We start from the raw sequence: 20109 nt of genomic DNA, 5'->3' as shown, positions 1-20109 counted from the left end.
TCAAGGTCGCCGCCGGGCCTGGCCTGGAACTGACCGACGTCCCGGACCCCACCCCCGGACCGACGGACGTGCTGGTCAGAGTGCTGCGGACGGGGATCTGCGGCACCGACCTGCACATCGACTCGTGGGACGACTGGGCTGCCGCCAACATCAAGGCGCCGCTCGTGATCGGGCACGAGTTCGTCGGCGAGGTCGTCGAGGTCGGCGCGTCCGTGAGCGGCGTGAAGGTCGGCGACCTGGTCAGCGGCGAGGGCCACCTGGTGTGCGGGACGTGCCGCAACTGCAAGGCAGGCCGCCGCCACCTGTGCGCGAACACGCGCGGCCTCGGCGTGCACTCCGACGGCGCGTTCGCGCAGTACGTGGTGCTGCCCGAGCAGAACGCGTGGGTGCACCGCACCGAGGTCGACCTGGACGTCGCCGCGATCTTCGACCCGTTCGGCAACGCCGTGCACACGGCGCTGAGCTTCCCGGTCATCGGCGAGGACGTGATCATCACCGGCGCCGGTCCGATCGGCATCATGGCCGCCGCCGTCGCGAAGCACGCGGGCGCGCGCAACGTCGTGATCACCGACATCTCCGAGCACCGCCTCGAACTGGCCCGCAAGGTCGGCGTCGACCTCGCGCTGAACGTCGCCGAGAAGACGATCGCGGACGCGCAGGCCGAGCTGGGCATGGCGGAGGGCTTCGACGTCGGCATGGAGATGTCCGGCAAGCCCGTCGCGATGCGGGACATGATCGCGAACATGGCCCACGGCGGCCGCATCGCGATGCTGGGCCTGCCCGCGGACGAGTTCGCCGTCGACTGGAGCAGCGTCGTGCTGAAGATGCTGCACATCAAGGGCATCTACGGCCGCGAGATGTTCGAGACCTGGTACTCGATGACCGTGCTGCTGCAGCGCGGCCTCGACCTCGCACCGGTGATCACGCACCGGTACGACCACACGCAGCACGCGGAAGCGTTCGCGACCGCGCGCGAGGGCAAGTGCGGCAAGGTCATCCTCGACTGGACGGGAGCCTGATGTACGGCGAGCTGAAGAACGACCTGGTCAAGACGATCGGGGAGATCCGGGAGGCCGGGCTCTACAAGTCCGAGCGCGTGATCGGCACCCCGCAGAACGCCGCCGTCCGCGTCGGTTCCGGCGACGAGGTCCTGAACTTCTGCGCCAACAACTACCTCGGCCTCGCCGACCACCCGACGCTCATCGAGGCCGCGAAGAAGGCGCTCGACGAGTGGGGCTTCGGCATGGCGTCGGTGCGGTTCATCTGCGGAACGCAGGAACCGCACAAGGAACTGGAGCGCAAGCTCAGCGAGTTCCTCGGCACCGACGACACGATCCTGTACAGCTCGTGCTTCGACGCGAACGGCGGCCTGTTCGAGACGCTGCTCGGCGCGGAGGACGCGATCATCTCCGACGAGCTGAACCACGCGTCGATCATCGACGGCGTGCGGCTGTCCAAGGCTCGGCGGTTCCGCTACAAGAACCGCGACATGGACGACCTGGAGCGCCAGCTCAAGGACGCGGCCGACGCGCGCTACCGCCTCATCGCGACCGACGGCGTGTTCTCGATGGACGGCTACCTGGCGCCGCTGGACGAGATCTGCGACCTGGCCGAGCGCTACAACGCGCTGGTCATGGTCGACGACTCGCACGCCGTCGGCTTCACCGGACCGACCGGCCGCGGCACTCCGGAGCTGTTCGGCGTGCAGGACCGCGTCGACATCGTCACGGGCACCCTCGGCAAGGCGCTCGGCGGCGCGTCGGGCGGCTACACGTCCGGCCGCGCGGAGATCATCGAACTGCTGCGCCAGCGCTCCCGCCCGTACCTGTTCTCCAACTCGCTGGCACCGTCGATCACCGCCGCCGCGATCGCCGCGCTGGACCTGCTGTCGAACTCGTCCGAGCTGCTCACGCGCTTGCGGGAGAACACGGAGCTGTTCCGCCGCCGCATGACGGAGGAGGGCTTCGACCTGCTGCCCGGCGAGCACCCGATCATCCCGGTGATGATCGGTGACGCGGCGAAGGCGGGCCGTCTCGCCGACCTGCTGCTGGAACAGGGCATCTACGTCATCGGGTTCTCGTACCCCGTGGTGCCCCACGGCAAGGCACGCATCCGTACGCAGATGTCGGCAGCGCATACGACCGATGACGTCTATCGCGCCGTTGACGCATTTGTCGCTGCACGCGCGAAAATGTAGCCGTAGGGTCGCTTGGACCGGCTCCAAAAAGTACTTCCTTCAGGGCTATTTGGAAGTGAGAGATGGAGCCGGTACTCGTATTTATTCTAGTTTCTCCGCCATGCCACTGCGGAAGTCCAGCGTGGTGGGCCGCGAGTTCGGCGATGGCGTCCGCAACGTCATCGCACGGACCGGGCTCACTCAGCGCAAGATCGCTCAGGATCTCGACTGGGACGAGTCCAAGCTCTCCGACCTGGTGCGCGGCAAGGGCGGCGTGACCGAGGTCGACGTGATGCTGCTGCTCGGCTACTGCCGCGCCACACCAGCTGAGATCAAGTACCTGACCGCCCTGTTCCACGAGACGCGCGAGAACGGCTACCTCGAGTTTCCGGAAGAGGGGCCACCCGATCAGATTCCGGTTTTGCTCACCCAAGAGCGCCTGGCCAACGAGATCACTGTCTGGTCGACCATTCTCATTCCGGGACATCTCCAGACTGCGGACTACATGCGTGCCGTTGTCGAAGGCGCTGTCCACAGCAAGGAGGTCGACTACGAAAAGGTCATCGAAGCGAAGCTCGAACGCCGCAAGCTCTTCCACTGGAGCCGCACGTTCGTGTTCTACATCTACGAACCGGCGTTGCGCGTACCGGCCGGAGCGCCGGACATGATGAACGACCAGTACCTCCACCTGCTGGCGATGTCGCAACGCTCGTACATAACCCTGCGGGTGGTCCCGTTCTCGGCGGGGCCGAACGCCGGAAGCTCCGGTTCGTTCCTCCGGCTCGGCTACGAGAAGTACGAACCGGTCGTCTTCCTCGAAGGCGAGACCTCAGGTCTCTTCATCGAGAACAAGAAGTCGCTCACCGTCTACTCCACAGTGCTGAAGCGGCTCGACGCTCAGGCTTTGGATCCGGAACAATCCAGGAGGCTGATCACCAGCCTGCTGACCTGAGGAGGCGTTCCACATGTCGAACTGGCGCAAGAGCTCCCACAGCGCGAACTCCAGCGACTGCGTCGAGGTCGGACACGGCGTCGGCATCCGGGACAGCAAGGCTCCGGCCATCCACCTGCCGGTGTCACCGGAGGCGTGGTCGGCGTTCCTCCGCGGCTTGACGCGCGACGCGCAGCGGTAAGGACCAGAGGCCGGCCTGAGGAGGCGTTCCGCATGTCAACCTGGCGCAAGAGCTCCTACAGCCCCGACGCCAGCGACTGCATCGAGGTCGGACACGGCATCGGCATCCGGGACAGCAAGGCGCCCGTCACCCACCTGCCGGTGTCGGGCGAAGCGTGGTCGGCATTCCTTCGAGACGTGACGCAAGGCGGTAAGGACCAAGGACTGACCTGAGGAGGGCGTTCCGCATGGCGAACTGGCGCAAGAGTTCCTACAGCGCAGACTCCAGCGACTGCGTCGAGGTAGGGCACGGGGTCGGCATCCGCGACAGCAAGGCACCGGCCACCCATCTGCAGGTGTCGGCGGAGGCGTGGTCGGCGTTCCTCCGCGATGTGACGCGCGATGCGCAGCGGTAAGGCGTTCCGTATGGCGAACTGGCGCAAGAGCTCCTACAGCGAGGACTCCAGCGACTGCGTCGAGGTCGGACGTGGCGTCGGCATCCGGGACAGCAAGGCGCCCGCCACCCACCTGCCGGTGTCGGGCGAAGCGTGGTCGGCATTCCTTCGTGATGTGACGCGCGTCACTCAACAGTAAGAACCCGCGCGATCGGCGCACTACCTCGTGAAGAGGGAGGGGGCGATCGTGGAGGACTTTCCGGCCGTCTACCGCGAGTGCTACCCGCGGGTGCTCGCGTATGCCGCAAGTCATGCGGGGGCGCGGCTCGCGGAGGACATCACCAGCGAGACCTTCACGATCGCCTGGCGCAAGCTCGACCAGATGCCGTCGAACGCTCTGCCGTGGTTGCTCGGGATCGCGCGCAACCTGGTGCGCGCGGCGCGCAGGCAGGCCACGCACTACGAGCTGATGGACGTCCCTGCCGCCGATGACCTCGCGGTGATCGAGCTGGGGGCGGCGTTGACGAGCCTGGCGGAGTCCGACCAGGAGGTGCTGACGCTCATCGCGTGGCACGGCTTGACCTCGGCTGAGGCCGCTCAGGTGCTCGGGTGCACTACGGCGACGTTCTCCGTGCGGTTGCACCGTGCCCGGCGGCGGTTGCAGGCCGCTCTCTCGACGCCCACCACCGACCGTGCGAGGGAGTCATGGAAGACCTCATGAAGGCCCTGGCCCGGGCGAAGCCGCCTGTGCCGGAGGCTGACCGCGAGCGGATGGAACGCGACCTCGCGCAGATCCTCGCGCTGCCGCGGGAACGCGCGCCTCGGTGGCGGGGCCTGCGGAAGCTCGCGCCGTTGCTGGTCATGGGCGCGGTGATCGTGCTTGTCGTCGTCCTGTTGCCTTCGCCGCCCGAACCCGCGCGGCCCGAACCCGCGCAGCCTGTGCAGCCTGCCAAGCCGCGGTGGTGGCACCTGATGAGCGCCAACTGGTCGCTGATGGTCGTCGGTGACCCGGCGAGGCCGTATGCCGCGCTGTTCACGTCGACGAACGAGCGGTGGGTCAGTGCCGACACCCAGATCACGGTGGTCCAGCAGGCGCACGCCGGGCCCTCGGTGCTGGGGGACGGCTACGACGGGTGGACGGCGGCGGGCAAGCCGGCGACGGCGCCGCAGGTCGGCGGGAGCCGGTCGGTGCGATTCGGGCCGGTGCAGCCCATGTTGCAGAAGACCGCGGTTTCCGGGTTCCAGATGTCCGCCCACGCCGACGTACGGTTCGAGTCGCTGGACTCGTTGCCCGCCGACCCGGTGAAGCTGAAGAGCGCGCTGGGGAAGTTCGTCCGGAACGACACGTACCGGATCGCGATGCTCGCGATGGAGATGATGGTCTCCAACATCCGTCCTGACCAGCGCAGCGCCGCTTTCGAGATGATCGCGAGCCTGGACGGGGCGCGGCGGTTGGGCGAGGTGGAGTTCGAGCAGGACCGGTGGGGCGTCGGGGTGGCGATCCCCGCGCCGCCGAGCTTCCAGTTCACCGGGCTGGAGGTCCAGCTGCTCATCAACAAGAGCACCGGCCTGCCCGTGTACAAGCGCGAGGTCGTGACCACACCCCAGTACGGCTTCAGTCCCGGCGATCCCATCTCGGTGGAGCAGTACATGCTGCTGGAAGAGGTACGTTTCGAGCCGATCCTGCCGAAGGACGTCCCCGTGAACGGTCCGATGGACTCCCCCATCATTGAGCGGTGATCGATCCACGACGGCTCCGCGTGCTGCGGGCACTCGCCGACCACGGCACCGTGACGGCGGCGGCCGGGGCACTGCACCTCACGCCGTCGGCGGTGTCGCAGCAGCTGGCGGCGCTGGAGTCCGAGGCCGGGCATCCGTTGCTGCTGCGCAAGGGACGGCGGGTGTCGCTGACGCCCGCCGGGTCGTTGCTGGTGGCGCACGCGCACGCCGTCGCGGCGGAGCTGGAACGCGCGCAGGCCACTTTGGACGCGCTCGCCTCCGGCACGGCCGGGCGGGTGGGGGTGGCGGCGTTCGCGTCGGCGATCACGCAGGTGGTGGCGCCCGCGCTGGCGGCGTTGCGGCGGCGGTCGGTCGAGCTGTCCGTCCGTGACGCGGAGGGGCACGAGAGTGTGCGGTTGTTGCTGGACGGCGAGATCGACGTGGCGATCACCGAGGAACACCGCACCACCGAGCGGCTGACCAGGTTCCCGCTCTACACGGAGCCGTTCGACGTGGTGCTGCCGCCGGGGCACCGGCTGACCGGGCCGGTGGACCTGGCGGCGCTGGCCGACGAGGACTGGGTGGTGACGCTGCCCGGCAACCCGTTGCGGGACGTGGTGGAGATGGCGTGTGCGCAGGCGGGGTTCACGCCGCGGATCAGGCACACGTCCGACGACTTCCGGGCGATCGAGGCGCTGGTCGCGGCGGGTGCGGGGGTGGCGCTGGCGCCGCGCAACGCCGTGCGCGGCGTGCCGGTGTCGGGGGTCGCGCCGTTGCGGCGGGTGGTGGCGGCGGTGCGGCGCGGGTCGGAGGAGCATCCGCTGATCAGGGCCGTGCTGGACGAGCTGCGGGTGGCGCGTTAGCCGCGCGTTGGTCACACGGCTACGCCGGTGGGATCGTCACCTTCAGCTTCGCGGCGATGCGGGTCAGGGCTTGCCGGTCCGTCGCCGTGAGCGGGTCGAGGACGAACTGCCGGACGGTGCGGAGGTGAGTCGGGGCAGCGGCCTTGACCACCTCGAAGCCCTCGTCGGTGAGCGAGGCGATGGTGTACCGGCCGTCGTCGGGGTCGGGGAAGCGGACGACCCAGCCGCGTTGTTCGAAGCGTTTGACGACGTTGGACAGGCGGGACAGCGAGCCGTTCGCGAGGTGGGCGAGCTCGCTCATGCGCATCCGGCGGTCCGGTGCCTCCGAGACGTGGCTCAGGACGAGGTAGTCGAAGAGGCTCAGGCCCGCGTCCTGCTGCAGCGGCGCCTCCAGCCTGCCGGGGAGCAGCAGGACCAGTGAGATCAGCCCGGTCCAGGCTTCCTTCTCCTCCGCGTTCAGCCACTCCACGGCCGGAATCGTACTTCACGCGTGAAGTCGTGCTAGGTTGACTTCACGCGTGAAGTCATTGGAGGCGATGATGAGCCAGTTCTTCGTGACGCCGGGCTACGGCGAGACGCAGCTGAAGAACCTGCACTACAGCCAGGCCGTGCGGATCGGCGACCGGGTCGAGACGTCCGGGCAGGGCGGCTGGGACGACGACTTCGAGTTCCCCGAGTCGTTGGAGGCCGAGATCGTGCGGGCCTTCGACAACGTCGAGCGGACGTTGCGGGAGGCCGGGACGAGCTGGGCGGACGTCGTGCACGTCAACTCGTACCACGTGCTCGGCGACGACTCGTTCGACGACCACAACCGGGTGATGGTCGAGCAGTTCCGCGAGCGCATGGGTGACCGTGCGCCCATCTGGACCGAGAGCGGGGTCACCGCCCTCGGTCACCCGAAGATGCGCGTCGAGATCCGCGTGACCGCGGTGGGCTAGTGCGGGGCGCGGGCGGCGAGCTTGGCCGACGCCGGGTCGGCCGCCGCGAGGGCGCCGCGGGCCGCGAGCTGGCAGATGTCCATGCTGGACGTCGCCAGGCGGGCGCCGACACCGGCCAGGGCCGTGTGGTTCATCGACAGCGAGGTGACGCCGAGGCCGATGAGCACGCAGGCCAGCAGCGGGTCGGCCGCCGCCTCGCCGCAGACGCCGACGGGCTTGCCGGTGGTGGTGGCGGCCTCGCCGACCAGGGCGATCAGCCGCAGCAGCGCGGGCTGCCACGGGTCGTTCAGCGCGGCGACGCCGCCGAGCTGGCGGTCCGCGGCGAAGACGTACTGGGCCAGGTCGTTGGTGCCGATGGAGACGAAGTCGACGACCTGGAGGATCTCGCGGGCGGCGAGGGCGGCGGCCGGGATCTCGACCATCACGCCCGCGCGGGCGATGCCGGCGGCGCGGGCGCGTTCGACGAACCAGGCGGCTTCGGCGGCGGTCGCGACCATCGGGGCCATGACGGAGACGTCGGCGCCGGACGACTTGGCAGCCGCGGCGATGGCTTCGAGCTGGCGGTCCAGGACCTCGGGGCGGTCGAACGCGACGCGCAGGCCGCGGACGCCCAGTGCCGGGTTGGGCTCGGGGTCGGGGCTCAGAAACGCCAGCGGCTTGTCCGCACCCGCGTCGAGGGTGCGCACCACAACCGGCTTGCCCGCAAACGGCGCCAGTACGGCCTCGTATGCAGCAGTCTGCTCAGCAACTGTCGGTTCCTCCGCTGCGTCGAGGAAGCAGAACTCGGTGCGGAAGAGACCTACGCCCTCCGCGCCCGCCGCGGCAGCTGCCGCGGCGTCGGCCGGTGAGCCGACGTTGCCCAGGACCTTCACGCGGTGGCCGTCCTTCAGCACACCGACGCCGTTCCACACGGCCTTCTTGCCGCCGCCCGCCGCGCGGACCTTGCCGTCGGACTCGCGGACCTGGCCGGTGTCGCCGTCCACGTCGAGGGCGGTGCCCTCGAACGCGAGGATGCCGCGGCACGCGACGACGGCCGGGATTCCGAGCGAACGGGCGAGGATCGCCGTGTGGGAGGTGGGGCCGCCCTCCTCCGTGACCAGGGCGAGGACCTTCGACGGGTCGAGGCCCGCCGTGTCGGCGGGGGCGAGGTCGCGTGCCACCAGCACGGACGGGGAGGCGAGGTCGGGGACGCCGGGTGCGGCCAGGCCGAGCAGCTCGGCCACCACGCGGTCGCGGACGTCCTGAACGTCACGCGCGCGTTCGGCCATGTAGCCACCGGCGGCCTGCAACGCGGCGATGAACTTCTGCGCCGCCTGGTGCACGGCGCGGGCGGCGGGCAGTCCCTCGGCGGAGACGAGCTTTTCAGCCGACTTGATGAGCGACGGGTCGCCCGCCATCGTCGCTGTGGTCTCCAGGACGGCCCTGGCGTCGCCCTCGACGGTCTTCGCGCGCTCCATCAGGCGCTGCGCCACGACCTCGGTGGCGGGCCTGATCCGGGCAGCCTCGGCGGACGGGTCCGCGGGCCTGGGGCCCGCGGGGGGCTCTGGCAGGGCTTCGGCGACCCTCACCACGGGGCCGGTTGCCCGGCCGCTGCTGACACCGACACCGCTCAGCCGCGCGCTCGACATGGTCTAGACCATACCCTTCAACCGGGAACCGACGACAGCTCAGTGTGACCAAAGAACTGCCGTTGGGCCGTTCGCGACAAAGCTCGTCACGACGGCGTAACACGAAAGTCGTCAGCCGACTTCCGCGGCGGTCGGGTAGGACGGCTGGGCGCCCGCCTTCGTGACGGACAGGGCGGCGACCTTCGCCGCGTACCGGGCGGCTTCGACCAGGTCGTCTCCCTCGGCCAGCCGCGCGGACAACGCACCGGCGAACGCGTCACCGGCGCCGGTCGTGTCGACGACCTCGGCCACCTCGACCGCGGGCACCTCGACGACCCCGGACTCGCGCACCACGGCGGCACCGCGCGAGCCGAGGGTGACGATCGCCGACTCCGGCCCGAGCGCGAGCAGGCCGCTCCACTCGGAGGCGAGCTGCGCGGCCTCGTGCTCGTTCACGACCAGCACGGACAGACCGGCCAGTGTGGACGGCGGCAGCTCGGCCACCGGCGACAGGTTCAGCACGGTGCGGACACCGGCCTGTGCGGCGACGTCGATCGCGTGGACCACCGTCTCCAGCGGCACCTCCAGCGAGCACGCCAGCACCCGGACACCGGCGAACGACAGTCCGTCCACATCGGACGGCGACACGTCGGCGTTGGCGCCGGGGGAGACGACGATCGAGTTCTCGCCGTCGGGCGTCACGGTGATGTAGGCGATCCCGGTCGGCCGCGCGGACGTCTTCACCAGCGATGTGCCGACACCGGACGACTCCAGCGACTCGCGCAGCAGCGCGCCGTACCCGTCGTCGCCGACCGCGCCGACGAGCGCGACCGACGCGCCGACCTTGGCCGCGGCGACGGCGGTGTTCGCGCCCTTCCCGCCGGGCAGCACGACGGTGTCACCGCCGAGGACCGTCTCACCACCGGCGGGCCGCCTGCCGACCTCGACGACGAGGTCGGCGTTGGCGGACCCGAGTACAAGCAGAGGCGTCGTCACCTGACGAACTCTGCCACGTTCTGCTTCGTGACGACCTTGACCTCGACGTCCACGACCTGCTGAACCGCCTCGCCCTTCGCGGCCTTCACGGCCTGCTCGACGGCCTTGGAGCCGAGCAGCTTCGGCTGCTGCGCGATGGTCGCGGCGAGCGTGCCGTCCTGGATCGCCTTCAGGCCGTCGGGCGTGCCGTCGAAGCCGACGACGAAGACGTCCTTGCCGGCACGGGCGCCGAGCGCCTTGATCGCGCCGAGCGCCATCTCGTCGTTCTCGGCGAAGACGCCCTTCAGCTCCGGGTGGCCCTGCAGCAGGTTCGTCGTCTCGTTGAGGCCCTTGGCGCGGTCGAAGTCGGCGACCGCGGTGGCGGTGACCTTGATGTTGCCGCTGTTCAGGCCCTGTTCGAAGCCCTGGCCGCGGTCGCGGGAGGCCGACGCGCCCTGGATGCCCTTGAGGTGCGCGACCTCGCCGGACGTGGCGCGGCCGAGCTCGATGGCCGCGAGGCTGCCGCCCTGCACGTTGTTCGACGTGACCTCGGCGGCGACCTTGCCCTCGACCGCGCGGTCGACCGCGATCAGCGGGATGCCCGCCATCTCGGCGGCCTTCGCCGCGGGCGCGGACTGCTCGGAGTCCACCGGGTTGAGGATGATCGCCCGCACGCCCTGGGTGACCAGCGTCTGCACCTGGTTGACCTGGTTCGTCGAGTCGTTCTGCGCGTCGACGACGGTGAGCTTGGCGCCGAGCTGGTCGGCCATCTCCTGCGCACCCTGCTGCAGCTCCACGAAGAACGGGTTGTTCACCGTGGACACCGCGAGCCCGATGGTCAGGTCGTTTCCTCCGGACGCCCCGGTGCCGCCGCACCCGGTCGCGAGCAATGCCGCGGCACCGAGGACGAGCGCGATCCGTCGGGTCACCTTCATTGGTGTCTTCCTTACCTGTTGCGGGTTGTACTCAGCGACGGCGAAGTGAGTCGAGCAGCGCGGCGAGAGCGATCACCGCGCCGATGACGACCTGCTGCCAGAACGGGTGGACCTGCAGCAGGTTCAGGCCGTTGCGCAGGACGGCGAGCACGAGCGCGCCGACCAGCGTGCCGGTGGCGCGGCCGACGCCGCCGGACAGGGACGCGCCGCCGATGACGACGGCGGCGATGGCGTCGAGCTCGTAGCCGACCGCGGCCTGCGGACCGGCGGAGGAGAGTCGTCCGGCGAGCACGAGGCCCGCGGCGGCGGCGAACAGGCCGGACAGGGCGTAGATCCACAGCTTCTGCCTGCGCACGTCGATGCCGCTGAGCTTCGCGGCCTCCTCGTTGCCGCCGATCGCGTACATGCGGCGGCCGAGGTTGGTGCGCGTGAGGACCAGGCCGGTGACGCCGAAGAGCGCGAGCATCAGCAGCAGCGGCAAGGGGAGCATCGGCGTGAGGTTCGAGCCGAGGAACGTCACCAGCTCGTCGGTCTCGTGCGGCTGGCCTCCCGAGATGACGAGGGTGAGGCCGCGGGCGACGCTCAGCATGGCCAGCGTCGCGATGAACGGCGGCAGCTTGCCGTAGCTGACCAGCGCGCCGTTGACGAGGCCGCACAGCGCGCCGACGACCAGGCCGACCGGGCCCGCGGTGAGGGCGCCGACCATCGCGGCCAGCGCGGCGACGCTGCCCACCGACAGGTCGATGCCGCCCGCCACCACGACGAACGTCATGCCGAACGCCAGGATCGCGATGGCCGCGGCCTGCACGCCGACGTTGACGAGGTTCTGCGCGGTGAGGAACGCCGGGTTCGAGATCGCGAGCACCAGGGCGAGGACCAGGAGCCCCGCCAGGGCACCGTTCTCCGCCAGGAATCTCTTCACCGAGTGCTTGCGGGTGCCGATCGTGGTCATGCGGTGCTCTCCTGCACGGCGAGTGCCATCACCTGGTCCTGGGTCGCGCCCTTGGGCAGCTCTCCCGCCACGCGACCGTGGGCCATGACGACGACGCGGTCGCTCATCCCGATCACCTCCGGCAGGTCGCTGGAGACGAGCAGCACGGCCCGTCCCTGCGCGGTCATGCGGTTGACGAGCTCGTAGATCTCGACCTTGGCGCCGACGTCGACGCCCCTGGTCGGTTCGTCGAGGATCAGCACCTTCGGGTCGGCCAGCAGCCACTTGCCGATGACGACCTTCTGCTGGTTGCCGCCGGAGAGCTCGCGGACCGGCTGGTCGACGTGGCCCTTGACGCGGAGCCGGTCGGCGATCTCTCGCAGCCGTCGCGGGTCGCGGTTCGCGAGCGTCGCCAGTTCGAGGTTCTGGCCGACGGTGCCGGTCAGGACGAGGCCCTGGCCCTTGCGGTCCTCCGGCACGAGGCCGAGACCTGCCCGGATGGCGGCCTGGACGTCGTGGCGGCGCACCGGCTTCCCGTCGACCTCGACGGTGCCGCGGTCGTAGTCGTCCACGCCGAACGCCGCCCGCGCGACCTCGGTGCGGCCGGCGCCGACCAGTCCGGCGACGCCGACGACCTCGCCCGCGTGCACCTCGATGGTCACGTCCTCGAAGGCGCCGCTCCTGGTGAGGCCCGAGATGCGCAGCAGCGGCTCACCGGCCTCCTGCTGTTCGCGCGGGTACTGCTCGTCGATCGGGCGGCCGACCATCAGCTCGATCATGTGCCGGGTGGTGGCGCGGGGTCCGAGGACGCCGACGCTGCGGCCGTCGCGCAGGACGGTGATGCGGTCGGCGACGCGCTGGATCTCGTCGAGGTGGTGGGTGATGAAGACGAGGCCGACGCCGTTGTCCCGCAGCTGGGCCATGATCTCCAGCAGCCGGTCGGTCTCGGTGCCGGTGAGCACGGCGGTCGGTTCGTCGAGGATCAGCACGCCCGCGTCCTGGTCGAGCGCGCGGGCGATCTCGACCATCTGCTGCTGGGCGATGCCGAGGTCGCGGACCTTCGCGTCCGGGTGGACGCGCAGGCCGACGCGGTCGAGCAGCTCGGGGGCGCGGCGGCGCATCGCGGCGCGGTCGACGAGGCCGAACCGGCGCGGGAGGCGGTTGAGGAACAGGTTCTCCGCGACGCTGAGCTCGGGGACGAGCGCCAGCTCCTGGTGGATCACGGCGAGCCGGGCGTTCCGCTCGATCGTGCCGTCGTCGGGGTCGTGGATGCCCGCCAGGACCTTGACCAGCGTCGACTTGCCCGCGCCGTTCTCGCCGAGCAGGACGTGCACCTCGCCCGCGAAGACGTCGAGGTCCACGCCGTCCAACGCCTTGGTGGCGCCGAAGTGCTTGGTGATGCCGCGGGCGGTGATCAGGGCGTTCACAGCTCGGCCTCCCCCAGGGAGCCGCGCAGCACGAGCTTCGCGGTGAGGCGGACGTCGTCGGGCTGACGGCCGTCGATCAGGGCGAGCAGGCTGCGCGCGGCGGCCCTGCCCATCTCCACGGTCGGCTGCGCGACCACCGTGATCGGCGGGTCGAGCAGCGAGAACCACGGCTGGTCGTCGAACACGGCGAGCGCCACGTCGTGGGGGACCCGCAGGCCGCGGGCCCGGATCTCGCCGAGCGCGCCGAGGCCCATCAGGTTGTCCATCGCGACGAGCGCGGTGGCGCCGTCGTCGATCAGCCTGGCCGCGGCCTGGCTGCCGCTCTCCTGCCGGAAGTCGCCGTGCACGACCTGGGCCAGCCCGCCGAGCGCGCCCGTGAGCACGGCGGTCCGCTCCCTGCCGGTGGAGGTGTTCTGCGGTCCGGCTATCACCCCGATGCGGGTGTGGCCGGCGCCGACGAGCCGCCGGGCGAGCGAGGTCAACGCCTCGCTGCCGTCCGCGCGGACGACGGGGCAGGTCGCTTCCCTGACCGTCCGGTCGAGCAGGACGAGCGGAACTCCGCCCGCGCTCACCTCGCGGACCAGTGCGGGGTCGTCGTTCGCGGGACACAGCAGGAGGCCGTCCACCCGGCGGTCGAGCAGGGTGCGCACGTAGGTGGCCTCCTGCTCGGCGTTCTCGTCGGCGTTCCCGATCACGACGCAGTAGCCGTGCGACCGGGCCTCGTCCTCGACCGCTCGCGCGATCTCGGCGAAGAAGGGGTTCAGCAGGTCGCTGATGACCAGTCCGAGGGTCTGGGTGCTGGTGGTCCGCAGGGACCTCGCCAGCGCGTTGGGCCGGTACCCGAGCTCCTCGATCGCGGCGAGCACCCGCTGACGGGTCTCCGGCGTCGGCGCCGCGTGGCCGTTGAGCACGCGCGACACGGTGGCCGTGGAGACGCCCGCGTGCTGCGCGACGTCCTTCATGGTCGTCACGGTGCGCTAGTTAATCGATTACACATCTATGTAGTCAAGCCGGGACCCGTGGATGAGTAGGTGTACGGATGTTCTCCGGACGTGCTCTGCCTCACCCTGGTCACATGGACGGACAGGACCGCCTCGGATACGAGCAGCGCCTCGCGCTGGAGCTCGCGGCCATCGGGCAGCGGCTGACGACGATCAGCACGGAGATGCGGGAGCACTCGGGTTCGGTGGCGGCCGCGGCCACCGCCGTCGCCGAGGTCGTCACGCCCCCGCCCGCTCCCGCGGCACCGGTGTCGGTGCCGGTCCAGGCACCACCTCCCGCTCAGGCCGCGCCCCAGCCGGTGCCGCCGCCCGCCCAGCCGGCCGGGCAGCCGCCCAACCTGTGGGTGCAGCGGCAGTTCCCGCAGCAGCCCGCGCAGTTCCCGCAGCAGCAGCCGTGGCCCGCGCCGCAGCCGCGCGAGACGCTGTTCGAGAAGCTCGGCAAGGACGGCGCCGGCGCGAAGCTGCTGGCCTGGGTCGGTGGCGCGATCACCGTGCTCGGCGTCGTGCTGCTGCTGGTCCTCGCCGTCCAGCGCGGCTGGCTCGGCCCGCTGCCGCGCGTCCTCGGCGGTGCCGTGTTCAGCGGCGCCCTCATCGGCATCGGCGCCTGGCTGCACCGCAACCCGGCGAACCGGGTGGGCGCGTTCGCCCTGGTCTTCACCGGTTTCGCCGGTCTGTACCTGGACGTCATCGCCGCCACCAGCCTCTACGAGTACTTCCCCGAGGGCGTCGGGCTCGGCCTCGGCCTGGCCGTCGCCGCGGCCGGTGTCGTGCTCGCGATGCGCTGGAACTCGCAGGCGCTCGCCGTCACCGTCGTGACCGCCTGCGCCGTCTGCGCCCCCGCCGTGACCCAGGGCTTCAACGTCCTGCTCGCCGCGTTCCTGCTGGTTCTGATGGCGGCCAGCACGCCGGTGCACCTCCACCGCAACTGGCCGGGCCTCGCGATCGCGGGCAGCCTGCCCGCGATCCTCGGTTCGCTGACCGCGACCCTGAACACCATCCCGCGCGACTTCGAGGCCAGCGTCGGCGTGATCGCCGCGACGACCACCGCCGTCGGCATCATCGTGGCCCTGCTGACCGTCCGGAAGCGGCCGGAGGACGCCGTGACCGTCGCGCTGGTCGCGGGCTCGGCACTGCCCGCGCTGTTCGCGACCACGCTGATGGACCGCACGTCGGCGTCGATCCTCGCCGGTGGCGTGGCCGCCGTGCTGCTCGCGATCTGGATGATCCCCGACCTGCCGCGCGGCTTCACGACGGCGGCCGGTGCGACCGGCATGCTCGCGCTGCTGCAGACCACGGTCATCGCGCTCGACGGCAACGCCCGCACGGCGATCGTGCTGGCCGAGGCGATCCTGCTCGCGGTCCTCGCGGCACGGCTCGGCAAGAAGAGCGCGCTGGCGGGCTCCCTCGCGTTCGGCCTGGTCGGGTTCCTGATGGCGATCAGCACCGCCGTGCCGATCCGCTGGCTGCTCGAAGAGCCGCGCTACGCCACCGGCGCCTCGCCCGGCGACTACGCGGCCGGTCTCGTGACCGCCGTGGTGCTGGGCATCTTCGCGGTCGTCGCGCCGTGGGCCGCGCTGAAGCTGCGGGTCCTGAGCGAGCCGGCGAAGCACCCGTTCCCGTGGGTCGTCTCGGGCCTGGTGGCGCTCTACGGCGCCGCGGGTGCGGTGCTGAGCGCCGCGCTGCTCGTGTCGCCGGACGAGACCGGCTTCCTGTTCGGCCACACGGTGGTGACCGTGTCGTGGACGATCGCCGCGTTGTTCCTGCTGGTCAAGGGCATCGGCAACAAGGCGCTGCGGATCAGCGGCCTGGTCCTCGTCGGCGCCGCGGTGCTGAAGCTGGTGCTGTTCGACCTGTCCGCGCTCGACGGCGTCGCCCGCGTGCTGGCGTTCCTCGGTGCCGGTCTGGTGCTGCTCACCGCGGGCACCCGGTACGCGAAGCTCGTGGCCACCGCCACCAAGACGCCCTGATCCCTCCAACGAGAAGGCGAAGATCTCGCTCGACCGGGTGACCGAAGTGGATCGACGGCACCCGGAGGTGATCCCATCGCCGCATGGCAAAGCCACGCCTCGTGGCCGCGGTTCTGGCGGTCTCCGCGGCCTTCGCGGCGATGGGTGCTCAACAGCGTCACGAGTACACGACCACCTCGTCCGCGGCGGTGGCGCCGTTCGCGTACGTGGTGGGCAGGACCGGTCTCGTGCAGGTCGTGGACACCAGCAGCGGCGCCGTGCTGGTGAAGGCCGACACCGGGGCCCGTGCGACGGGGGTCGCCGTGTCCCCGGACGGCCACCGGCTCTACGTGGTCAACGGCTGGACCGGCGCGATCACCGCGGTCGACCCGCTCAGCGGCGCGGTCCTCGACCGCGTCTTCACCCAGATCCAGCTCGCGCAGGCGGCGATGCGGCCGGACGGGCAGCGGCTCTACGTGTCGAGCGACGGCGGGGTCGCGGTGGTGGAGCCGGACCCGCTCCGGGTGGTCGCCGTGATCAAGGCGGGCGGGCAGCCGCAGGGGCTCGCCGTCCACCCGGACGGCAAGGTCCTCTACGTCGCGAACGCCCAGGACGGCACGGTCAGCCTGGTCGACACGGCGTCCGCGTTCCAGGTCTCGACGGTGCGGGTCGGGGGGATGCCGCGGTTCCTGGCGCTCTCCCCGGACGGCAAGCGCCTGTACGTGAGCGGCCAGCGCCTCGGCGACGGCACGCCGGGGGCGCTGTCGGTGATCGACACGACGACGAACCAGGTCGCCGGCTCGGTGGAGGTCGGCAGGGGAGCGGGCAGCGTCGCGGTCACGCCGGACGGTGCCACGGTCTACCTGGCGCTGCCGAAGGAACGCGAGGTCCTGGTGGTCGACGCGGCCACGATGACGGTGCGCGAACGGCTGCCCATCCACTCGCCGGGCGTCGCCATCGCACCGGGCGACTCGCGGGTCTTCCTCGCGACCGGGTCCACGACGACGGTGCTGGACAGCTCCAACACGGTGCTCGCCACCTTCCGGATGGGGGCGGCGGAGCTGGGGGAGGCGAGGCCGCGCCCGTTCGACGCGGCCATGATCGCCTTCCCCTCGTCTCAGCCGACCGCGACGGGCTTGCGGACCTCGTCGTCGAACGGGTCGTCGAGGTCGTCCGCGGGCTCGTCGTGAAGCGCGAGGCGTTCCTGGATCCGCTTGAGCGGGCCGGGTGACCACCACGAGGCGTTGCCGAGCAGCTTGAGCACGGCGGGCACGAGCAGCATCCGGACCACGGTGGCGTCGAGCGCGAGCGCGAGGATCATGCCGACGCCGACGAACCGCATCATCGCGACCTGCGAGAACGCGAACGCGCCGGTGACGACGATCAGCAGCAGCGCGGCCGAGGTGATGACCCGGCCGGTCTTGGCGAGACCGGTGGTCACCGCCTCCTCGGTCGTCGCGCCCTGGCCGCGGGCCTCGACCATGCGGGACAGCAGGAAGACCTCGTAGTCGGTCGACAGGCCGAACACGATCGCCGCCATCAGCACGACGATGCCGGACTCCAGCGGCCCCGGCGTGACGCCGAGCCAGTCCGCGCCGTGGCCCTCCTGGAAGACCCACACGAGCACACCGAACGTCGCCGACAGCGACAGCACGCTCATCAGCACGGCCTTGATCGGCAGCACGACCGAGCCGAACGCGAGGAACATCAGCACGAGCGTGGCGCCGACGAGCAGCACGATCATCAACGGCAGGCCGTCGGCGATGGCGTCGAGCGAGTCGCTGACCGTCGCGGTGTTGCCGCCGACCAGCACCTCGGCCCCGGCGGGCGGGGTGAGCGCGCGGACGTCCTTCAGCGCCTGCTTCGACTCGTCGCTCAGCGCGTCCTGCTCGAGCCCGGCGGACGCGGAGATCACGCCGTTGCCCGCACCGGTCGGCTGGACCTCGCCGACACCGGGCACGTCGGCGACCTTGGCGAAGAACTCCTGGACGGCCGCCTCGTCGCCGCCCTTGACGACGATCCGGAAGCCGGTGCTGGACAGCGCGGAGAAGTTCTCGTTGATGTTCTCGGTGGCCACGCGCACGGCGTTGCCCTCCGGCAGCACCTTCTCGGTGACCTGGCCGAACTGGACGCCGAGGAACGGCGAGCCGAGCGCGACGAGCACACCGACGATCGGCAGCGCGATCAGCACGGGCCGCTTCATGACGGCACCGCTGAGCTTGCGCCAGCCGCGTTCGCTCGGCTCCTTCTTCCGCCACGGCATGGCGAGCTTGTCGACGCGCTTGCCGAGCACGCCCAGCAGCGCGGGCAGCAGCGTGATCGACACCAGCGCCGCGATGGCGACCGAGGCGACACCGCCGTAGGCGAGGGACTTGAGGAAGCCGTGCGGGAAGAGCATCAGGCAGGCGAGGGCGATGACCAGCAGCGTCGCGCTGAACACGACGGTGCGACCGGCCGAGGCGACGGTGCGGCCGACGGCCTGTTCGGTGGTGCGGCCCTGCGCGAGCTCCTCGCGGAACCGGCCGACCATGAACAGTCCGTAGTCGATCGCCATGCCGAGGCCGAGCAGCGACGCGACGTTGACGGCGAACGAGTTGACCTCGGTGAAGATGGCGACGGCGTGCAGCACGCCGAGCGCGCCCATGATCGCGAGGCCACCGACGACGACCGGCAGGCTGGCCGCGACCAGACCGCCGAAGATGATCACGAGCAGGAGCAGGACCAGCGGCAGCGAGAACATCTCCGCGCGCGTCAGGTCGTCCTGCGACATGTCGTTGATGGCCTTCTGGGTGGGCACGAGCCCGCCGACCTGCTGGGTGAAGCCGTCGATCGGCAGCCGTTCCTGGACGCTCTGGAACTGCTTGATCTGCTCGTTCGAGTCACCGCTGGAGAGCGTGATGGCGACGAGCGCCTGCTGCTGGTCGTCGGACGGCACCGGCCCGACGGTCTTGAGCACGGCGTCCTTCGGCAGGCCCGCGACGTGGTCCGCGACCTTCTTGAGCTCCAGCGGGTTGGTGAAGTCGCCGCGGTAGATGACGATGACGTCGCCGTTCTGCCGGCCGAACGCCTCCTCGGCCACCTTGTCGGCCCGCGCGGCCTCGCTGGAGGGGGCCTCGTAGCCGCCCTGGCTGAGCTTGTCGAAGACGCCCAGGCCCCAGACACCACCGAGAACGGCGAGGACCACTGTCGCGATCAGCACCACCCACCGGCGGTGATATGCGATCGAGCCCCACTTCGCGAACATCGGCGACGGCCTCCTGAGTTACCGTTCTGCGCACATCCCGTGAACTGCGTAAACACCGTTCACTGAAACGGTACGGGGCCGTGGACAGGGTCTACAACCCGATGGAGTGACATATGACCGAGGCCACTCGCCGAGAACGACTCCGCGCCGAGACCGAGCGCGAGATTCGGCAGGCGGCCCGCGCCCTTTTGGTGGAAAGCGGACGCGACGCGGTTACCCTGCGTGCCATCGCCCGCAAACTCGGCATCACCGCGCCGGCGCTGTACCGCTACTACGACTCGCACGACGCCCTGCTGCGCCAGCTGTGCGACGACATCTGCGACGACATGGCGGCGAGCCTGCACGCCGACCTCGCCGCGGAGACGTCCGGCGAGCCGGGGTGCAAGGTCAGAGCGGTGTGCCACGCCTTCCGCCGCTGGGCTCTCGGGCACCCGCAGGAGTTCGCGCTGGTCTTCGCCTCACCCAGGGACCCGCTCGGCGCCGACCAGTTCGGCTCGGTGTTCCTGCGGCTCGCGGGCCCCGCGATCGCGGCGGGCCCGTCGGGGGAGCACCGCGACGAAGAGGTGCCCGAGGTGCTGCACGACGACCTCGTCCGGTTCCAGCAGACGCTGGTCCGCGCGGTCGCGGAGCACGGCGTCACGGCGTGCGCGGACATGCTGCCGCTGGCCAAGGTCTACCACGTGATCCAGTCGTGGGTGCGGCTCTACGGGCACGTGGCGCTGGAGGTGTTCGGGCGGTTCCCGTTCGTGGTGAGCAACCCGGAGCCGATGTTCGACAACATGCTGGACCAGATGCTCATGGACATCGGCTTGGACGACGACACGCACGTCCGCTGAACGCG

At 70.6% G+C, this 20109-nt stretch carries 22 protein-coding genes; 14 read left to right on the top strand and 8 right to left on the bottom strand.

Annotated features, from left to right (window positions below; all coding sequences use genetic code 11):
- The 10 genes from tdh to BLT23_RS38590 form a co-directional block, all read left to right on the top strand.
- Nucleotides 1–1019, top strand: a 1019-nt coding sequence (gene tdh, locus BLT23_RS38635; RefSeq protein WP_090060177.1) for an L-threonine 3-dehydrogenase, incomplete at its 5' end; no start/stop codon positions are given.
- Nucleotides 1019–2197 (top strand): glycine C-acetyltransferase, encoded by a 1179-nt coding sequence (locus BLT23_RS38630; protein ID WP_090060174.1) that lies wholly within the window; start codon nucleotides 1019–1021, stop codon nucleotides 2195–2197. The genes tdh and BLT23_RS38630, both read left to right, overlap by 1 nt.
- 100 nt (nucleotides 2198–2297) lie before the next feature.
- Nucleotides 2298–3128, top strand: a complete 831-nt coding sequence (locus BLT23_RS38625; protein WP_090060172.1) for a helix-turn-helix domain-containing protein — start codon at nucleotides 2298–2300, stop codon at nucleotides 3126–3128.
- Between the two features lie 13 nt (nucleotides 3129–3141).
- Nucleotides 3142–3309 carry a DUF397 domain-containing protein gene (locus tag BLT23_RS38620; RefSeq protein ID WP_090060170.1) on the top strand — a complete coding sequence of 56 codons (168 nt, stop codon included), beginning with the start codon at nucleotides 3142–3144 and terminating at the stop codon, nucleotides 3307–3309.
- A 32-nt stretch (nucleotides 3310–3341) separates the two neighbouring features.
- Complete coding sequence (locus tag BLT23_RS38615) at nucleotides 3342–3521, top strand: DUF397 domain-containing protein (RefSeq protein WP_090060167.1); 180 nt, start codon at nucleotides 3342–3344, stop codon at nucleotides 3519–3521.
- Nucleotides 3522–3535: 14 nt separating this feature from the next.
- Complete coding sequence (locus BLT23_RS38610) at nucleotides 3536–3703, top strand: DUF397 domain-containing protein (RefSeq protein WP_090060165.1); 168 nt, start codon at nucleotides 3536–3538, stop codon at nucleotides 3701–3703.
- Nucleotides 3690–3881: a DUF397 domain-containing protein gene (locus BLT23_RS38605; protein ID WP_245744584.1), complete on the top strand. Its 192-nt coding sequence runs from the start codon at nucleotides 3690–3692 to the stop codon at nucleotides 3879–3881. Before BLT23_RS38610 ends, BLT23_RS38605 begins: the two co-directional genes overlap by 14 nt.
- A gap of 48 nt (nucleotides 3882–3929) precedes the next feature.
- Nucleotides 3930–4403, top strand: coding sequence for an RNA polymerase sigma factor (locus tag BLT23_RS38600; protein ID WP_218134014.1), 474 nt, complete (start codon nucleotides 3930–3932; stop codon nucleotides 4401–4403).
- A complete protein-coding gene (locus BLT23_RS38595) occupies nucleotides 4388–5422 on the top strand; it encodes a hypothetical protein (RefSeq protein WP_143036200.1) in 1035 nt (344 codons plus the stop codon). Before BLT23_RS38600 ends, BLT23_RS38595 begins: the two co-directional genes overlap by 16 nt.
- Nucleotides 5419–6264: a LysR family transcriptional regulator gene (locus tag BLT23_RS38590; protein ID WP_090060156.1), complete on the top strand. Its 846-nt coding sequence runs from the start codon at nucleotides 5419–5421 to the stop codon at nucleotides 6262–6264. The genes BLT23_RS38595 and BLT23_RS38590 overlap by 4 nt, the downstream gene beginning before the upstream one ends.
- 19 nt (nucleotides 6265–6283) lie before the next feature.
- Here the strand turns inward: BLT23_RS38590 and BLT23_RS38585 are convergent, their stop codons facing one another.
- Complete coding sequence (locus BLT23_RS38585) at nucleotides 6284–6733, bottom strand: MarR family winged helix-turn-helix transcriptional regulator (protein ID WP_245744583.1); 450 nt, start codon at nucleotides 6731–6733, stop codon at nucleotides 6284–6286.
- Nucleotides 6734–6782: 49 nt separating this feature from the next.
- Here BLT23_RS38585 and BLT23_RS38580 point away from each other — a divergent pair, with 49 nt between their 5' ends.
- Entirely contained in the window at nucleotides 6783–7202 is a 420-nt protein-coding gene (locus tag BLT23_RS38580; RefSeq protein ID WP_425434453.1) for a RidA family protein, read from the top strand.
- Here the strand turns inward: BLT23_RS38580 and ptsP are convergent.
- From ptsP to BLT23_RS38555, 6 genes are all read right to left on the bottom strand, one after another.
- Nucleotides 7199–8830 (bottom strand): phosphoenolpyruvate--protein phosphotransferase, encoded by a 1632-nt coding sequence (ptsP, locus tag BLT23_RS38575; protein ID WP_090060151.1) that lies wholly within the window; start codon nucleotides 8828–8830, stop codon nucleotides 7199–7201. The genes BLT23_RS38580 and ptsP overlap by 4 nt on opposite strands.
- Nucleotides 8831–8941: 111 nt before the next feature.
- On the bottom strand, nucleotides 8942–9805 hold the full coding sequence (locus BLT23_RS38570; protein WP_090060148.1) for a ribokinase: 864 nt from the start codon (nucleotides 9803–9805) through the stop codon (nucleotides 8942–8944).
- Nucleotides 9802–10719: a substrate-binding domain-containing protein gene (locus BLT23_RS41215; RefSeq protein ID WP_176947149.1), complete on the bottom strand. Its 918-nt coding sequence runs from the start codon at nucleotides 10717–10719 to the stop codon at nucleotides 9802–9804. Before BLT23_RS41215 ends, BLT23_RS38570 begins: the two co-directional genes overlap by 4 nt.
- Before the next feature lie 31 nt (nucleotides 10720–10750).
- The gene (locus BLT23_RS41210; protein WP_176947148.1) at nucleotides 10751–11671 is read right to left on the bottom strand and encodes an ABC transporter permease; all 921 of its coding nucleotides are present in this window, start codon (nucleotides 11669–11671) and stop codon (nucleotides 10751–10753) included.
- Complete coding sequence (locus BLT23_RS38560) at nucleotides 11668–13077, bottom strand: sugar ABC transporter ATP-binding protein (RefSeq protein ID WP_176947147.1); 1410 nt, start codon at nucleotides 13075–13077, stop codon at nucleotides 11668–11670. The genes BLT23_RS41210 and BLT23_RS38560 overlap by 4 nt, the downstream gene beginning before the upstream one ends.
- Nucleotides 13074–14039, bottom strand: a complete 966-nt coding sequence (locus BLT23_RS38555; RefSeq protein WP_245744582.1) for a LacI family DNA-binding transcriptional regulator — start codon at nucleotides 14037–14039, stop codon at nucleotides 13074–13076. Before BLT23_RS38555 ends, BLT23_RS38560 begins: the two co-directional genes overlap by 4 nt.
- A gap of 113 nt (nucleotides 14040–14152) precedes the next feature.
- Between BLT23_RS38555 and BLT23_RS38550 the strand changes: the two genes are divergently transcribed.
- On the top strand, nucleotides 14153–16045 hold the full coding sequence (locus BLT23_RS38550) for a DUF2339 domain-containing protein (protein ID WP_090060145.1): 1893 nt from the start codon (nucleotides 14153–14155) through the stop codon (nucleotides 16043–16045).
- Between the two features lie 83 nt (nucleotides 16046–16128).
- A complete protein-coding gene (locus tag BLT23_RS38545) occupies nucleotides 16129–17214 on the top strand; it encodes a YVTN family beta-propeller repeat protein (RefSeq protein WP_090060143.1) in 1086 nt (361 codons plus the stop codon).
- On the opposite strand, the gene BLT23_RS38540 is transcribed toward BLT23_RS38545, so the two are convergent.
- Complete coding sequence (locus BLT23_RS38540; RefSeq protein ID WP_090060139.1) at nucleotides 17142–19268, bottom strand: MMPL family transporter; 2127 nt, start codon at nucleotides 19266–19268, stop codon at nucleotides 17142–17144. The genes BLT23_RS38545 and BLT23_RS38540 overlap by 73 nt on opposite strands.
- A gap of 113 nt (nucleotides 19269–19381) precedes the next feature.
- On the opposite strand from BLT23_RS38540, the gene BLT23_RS38535 reads away from it, so the two are divergent.
- Nucleotides 19382–20104 carry a TetR/AcrR family transcriptional regulator gene (locus tag BLT23_RS38535; RefSeq protein ID WP_090060136.1) on the top strand — a complete coding sequence of 241 codons (723 nt, stop codon included), beginning with the start codon at nucleotides 19382–19384 and terminating at the stop codon, nucleotides 20102–20104.
- Nucleotides 20105–20109: the final 5 nt, after the last annotated feature.

This window comes from Lentzea fradiae, from assembly GCF_900100955.1.
Classification (GTDB): Bacteria; Actinomycetota; Actinomycetes; order Mycobacteriales; family Pseudonocardiaceae; genus Lentzea; species Lentzea fradiae.
Note: the sequence above shows the minus strand (reverse complement) of the source record. Positions and strands in the feature narration are given on the sequence as shown.

Coding starts and splice junctions, on each gene's coding strand:
- BLT23_RS38545 (WP_090060143.1), top strand. CDS start 16,129: ATGGCAAAGCCACGCCTCGTGGCCGCGGTTCTGGCGGTCTCCGCGGCC.
- BLT23_RS38550 (WP_090060145.1), top strand. CDS start 14,153: ATGGACGGACAGGACCGCCTCGGATACGAGCAGCGCCTCGCGCTGGAG.
- BLT23_RS38595 (WP_143036200.1), top strand. CDS start 4,388: ATGGAAGACCTCATGAAGGCCCTGGCCCGGGCGAAGCCGCCTGTGCCG.
- BLT23_RS38630 (WP_090060174.1), top strand. CDS start 1,019: ATGTACGGCGAGCTGAAGAACGACCTGGTCAAGACGATCGGGGAGATC.
- BLT23_RS38555 (WP_245744582.1), bottom strand. CDS start 14,039: ATGAAGGACGTCGCGCAGCACGCGGGCGTCTCCACGGCCACCGTGTCG.
- BLT23_RS38610 (WP_090060165.1), top strand. CDS start 3,536: ATGGCGAACTGGCGCAAGAGTTCCTACAGCGCAGACTCCAGCGACTGC.
- BLT23_RS38540 (WP_090060139.1), bottom strand. CDS start 19,268: ATGTTCGCGAAGTGGGGCTCGATCGCATATCACCGCCGGTGGGTGGTG.
- BLT23_RS38620 (WP_090060170.1), top strand. CDS start 3,142: ATGTCGAACTGGCGCAAGAGCTCCCACAGCGCGAACTCCAGCGACTGC.
- BLT23_RS38615 (WP_090060167.1), top strand. CDS start 3,342: ATGTCAACCTGGCGCAAGAGCTCCTACAGCCCCGACGCCAGCGACTGC.
- BLT23_RS38625 (WP_090060172.1), top strand. CDS start 2,298: ATGCCACTGCGGAAGTCCAGCGTGGTGGGCCGCGAGTTCGGCGATGGC.
- BLT23_RS38605 (WP_245744584.1), top strand. CDS start 3,690: ATGCGCAGCGGTAAGGCGTTCCGTATGGCGAACTGGCGCAAGAGCTCC.
- BLT23_RS38535 (WP_090060136.1), top strand. CDS start 19,382: ATGACCGAGGCCACTCGCCGAGAACGACTCCGCGCCGAGACCGAGCGC.
- BLT23_RS41215 (WP_176947149.1), bottom strand. CDS start 10,719: ATGAAGGTGACCCGACGGATCGCGCTCGTCCTCGGTGCCGCGGCATTG.
- BLT23_RS41210 (WP_176947148.1), bottom strand. CDS start 11,671: ATGACCACGATCGGCACCCGCAAGCACTCGGTGAAGAGATTCCTGGCG.
- ptsP (WP_090060151.1), bottom strand. CDS start 8,830: ATGTCGAGCGCGCGGCTGAGCGGTGTCGGTGTCAGCAGCGGCCGGGCA.